A 3,067-nucleotide genomic window follows, 5' to 3' on the forward strand; every position below is an offset into this window, starting at 1 on the left:
TCCCACCCCCCGACCGGCACCTGAGCCTCAGCCCCAGCCCACACGGGAACCGGCACCCCCTGGTCCGGAGTCGTGCGGGAACCGGTGAGCGGGCCTCGCGAGCCGGAAGAGGTGCGGAGCGGGCTGGGGGCTCCAGGCGGAAGGCGTGCGGAACCGGCACCCCGTGGTCCGGAGTCGTGCGGGAACCGGTGAGCGGGCCTCGCGAGCGGAGGAGCTGCGGAAGCGGTGGCCGGAGCCACCAGGCCGAACCGGCAGGAGGTCTAGGCCGCGAAGGAAGTGGCGATCGCGCTGCGCCGGCCGAAGCCGCGCGGCAGTCATGATGGAGGCCTGAAGATCGACATCGCCCGCCACGAAAGTCGCTCACCCCCGCACATGCCCGTATGATCGCCACCCTGGCCCTTCTGTTCAGCCCTGCCGAGGCCCCGTACCCCGAGTCACCTACCTGCATGATCGCCGCCTGGCCCCTAGCCGAGATGGCCCCGGGGTCGAATCACGTCCCTCGCTCCGCGCCGGGAACGGTCCCGGCCGCCCCGACGCTGTCTCCGAGGCATACCGAGGGCCTCCAGCCCTCCTTGCGGCCGCTTCTGATCGCGGGGATGCCTGACCTCGCGGGCGGAAGAGCGACGCGGCGGAGAGCTGTCGCGTCGTGGTCTGGCGATGAAGTCGCAGGTGGCGCTATGGTTCGAGCCGTGGTGATCGGTGACGCGCGCACGCGCATCCTGGACGCGGCGGAGGAGCTTTTCGCCGGCCGCGGCTTCGAGGCCACCCCGACCGCGGTCATCGCCAAGCTGGCGAAGGTCCGTAATGACCTGATCTTCGACTATTTCCCGCGCAAGATCGACCTCCTGGTGGCCCTGGTCGACGAACGCACGCATGTCGAGGAGGACCGCGAGGTCGATGCGGTGCCCGGTGACCTGCGCGGCACGCTGTGCCGGCTGGCGCACGGGCTGCCGCTGCGGGCCTCACCGGCGATGCGGCGCATCCTGTTCCGTGAGGCGGACACGCACGGCTCCGTGAAGGAACGACTCACGCGGCTCAACAGCGAGCTGGTCAGGAGGGCCCGTTTCGCGCTCGGTCTGGCCCTGCTCGGTGCGCGCGGCGACGCGGCCAGGCTGGAGGTGGCGGCGGCCACGTTCGCGGCCATCCTGCTCTACCAGGAGAACCTCTGCCAGCTAACCGGCCACCAGATCGATCCCGAGGCCGTCGCGGAACTCGTCGCCCACTCGCTCGTCTAGCAGCTCGTCGAGCGCCGTACGCAGGTGGTCGACCAGGCTCCACACGTCGTCCACCCGCTCGGGGCAGGCGACGAGGCCGAAGTCGATCATGCCGTCGTACGAGAAGCAGGTGATGCTCAGGCCGCCGCTCAGGTCGGTCAGCACCGACAGCGGGTAGTACGACAGCAGCCTGCCCCCGCACAGGTACAGCGGGAACTGCGGCCCGGGCACGTTGCTGATGATCAGGTTGATGGGCGGGAACGCCACCCCCGCCAGCCGGAAGATCGCCGGGGTCGCCAGGCTCGTGACGGGGGCGGGCAGCATCGAGCACAGCTCGCTCGGCCACGTCGCCGGCGAGAGGGCGAAGCGCCGTTTCGCCCTGGCCATGGCGTCACCGACGGCCTGCAGGCGCTCGCCGGGATCGTCGACGTTCGTGGGCAGCGGGGCCACCATGGCCGAGATCTGGTTGCCGACCACGTCCTTGGCCGCGCCCGTACGCACCGCGACCGGGACCGCCACGACCAGCGGCGCCTCGGGCAGCGCGTCGCGCTCACGCAACCACGAGCGCAGCGCCGACGTGCACAGCGTCATGACGACGTCGTTCACGCTGATGCCGTTGGCCTTGGCGATCTTCTTGACGTCCTTCAGCGACAGGGACCCGAACGACAGGTGCCGCCGGCCGCTGATCGGCCCGTTGAACGGGGTGCGAGGCGCGGTGAGACGGGGCATCTCCGGACGGTCGTGGCGCTCGCCGGACACCATCCGGACCGCCTTGGCGATCAGCTTCGCGCCCGGCACGCCGCCGAACAGCGGGATGGCATCCAGGTCACCGGCCGCCCTGACGACAGACCGTACCGCCGTGACGGGGTGCGTCACCGTCCGCGCTGCCGCCCCTGCCAGCATCCCCAGCAATCCGGGCCCGCCATCACCACCGCCGTCCCCACGCTTCTCCCGCCGCCGGTCCACGGGAACGATCTCCCCTTCGCCGCCCCGCCCGCAGTCCGCGCCCGACTCGACGGCGGCCACGCAACCCTCGGCAACACCACCAACGTCAGCACCACCAACGTCAGCACCACCATCGTCAGCGCAGCCCGTCCCCGCCCCCTCCGTCAGGGGAGGAGCGGCAATGTCGGCTACCCCGCCGTCCGCCGGAACGGGCGCGGCGGTGTCATCGGCGGTGCGGGCGTCGGCCAGGACGGAACCGGCGGTGGCGTCGTTCAATGGGGCGTCGATGGAGGTGTGGGTGGCGGTGGCGCCGCTCCTCCGAAAGCCGGTCGACACGGTCGCGCTGTCGATCGTCCGAAGATCGACTGACCTGGCAGCGGCGGCGGTGCCGTTCGGCGGGACGTCGGTGCGGACCGGAAGGACGTCGGTGCGGACCGGAAGGACAGAGATGTCGGCCGTGTGTGCGCCGGCTGGTAGGGACGCGGAGGTGGTGTGCGACGCCTCGGCGTCAATCGGGACGAATGAGGTTATGTCTGTCCTGCTGGGGTCGGCCGGAACGGGTGCGGTGACGCGAGTCGATGGAGAAGAGGCGGAACCCTGCGGGCTTCGGGCGACGGACACGGTGGCCGTCGCCTGGGAGCCGGAGGAAGCGGCACCTGCTGGCGAGTCGTAGGAGCTGACATCGGCCCCCGAAACGGTGGAAGAAACCCCCGCCTCCGAAACAAGGGACGGGGCGCTTGCCTGCGAAGCACCGACAGAGACATCCGTCTGCGAAGCAGCGGGAGAGACGCCCGCCTGTGAAACGGGGGTGACGGCGTCCGGTCGCCGGACCGGGGGAGGGGCCGGCGTTCGGGCGGAGGTGGAGACGGGCGTGGTGAGCGAGGTCGCGGAGGTGGTCGGCTGGGAGG

At 71.1% G+C, this 3,067-nt stretch carries 3 protein-coding genes; 2 read left to right on the plus strand and 1 reads right to left on the minus strand.

Going from position 1 to position 3,067, the window contains the following annotated elements:
- Window positions 1–689: 689 nt before the first annotated feature.
- Entirely contained in the window at window positions 690–1,235 is a 546-nt protein-coding gene (locus E1286_RS46770) for a TetR/AcrR family transcriptional regulator (RefSeq protein WP_246075758.1), read from the plus strand.
- On the opposite strand, the gene E1286_RS46775 is transcribed toward E1286_RS46770, so the two are convergent.
- Complete coding sequence (locus tag E1286_RS46775) at window positions 1,173–2,240, minus strand: WS/DGAT domain-containing protein (RefSeq protein ID WP_246075760.1); 1,068 nt, start codon at window positions 2,238–2,240, stop codon at window positions 1,173–1,175. The two genes, E1286_RS46770 and E1286_RS46775, sit on opposite strands and share 63 nt — an antisense overlap.
- Window positions 2,241–2,340: 100 nt before the next feature.
- On the opposite strand from E1286_RS46775, the gene E1286_RS46780 reads away from it, so the two are divergent.
- Window positions 2,341–2,832 (plus strand): hypothetical protein, encoded by a 492-nt coding sequence (locus E1286_RS46780; RefSeq protein WP_132623802.1) that lies wholly within the window; start codon window positions 2,341–2,343, stop codon window positions 2,830–2,832.
- Window positions 2,833–3,067: the final 235 nt, after the last annotated feature.

The sequence above is a fragment of the Nonomuraea terrae genome, assembly GCF_004348995.1.
GTDB lineage: Bacteria > Actinomycetota > Actinomycetes > Streptosporangiales > Streptosporangiaceae > Nonomuraea > Nonomuraea terrae.

Coding starts and splice junctions, on each gene's coding strand:
- E1286_RS46780 (WP_132623802.1), top strand. CDS start 2,341: ATGTCGGCTACCCCGCCGTCCGCCGGAACGGGCGCGGCGGTGTCATCG.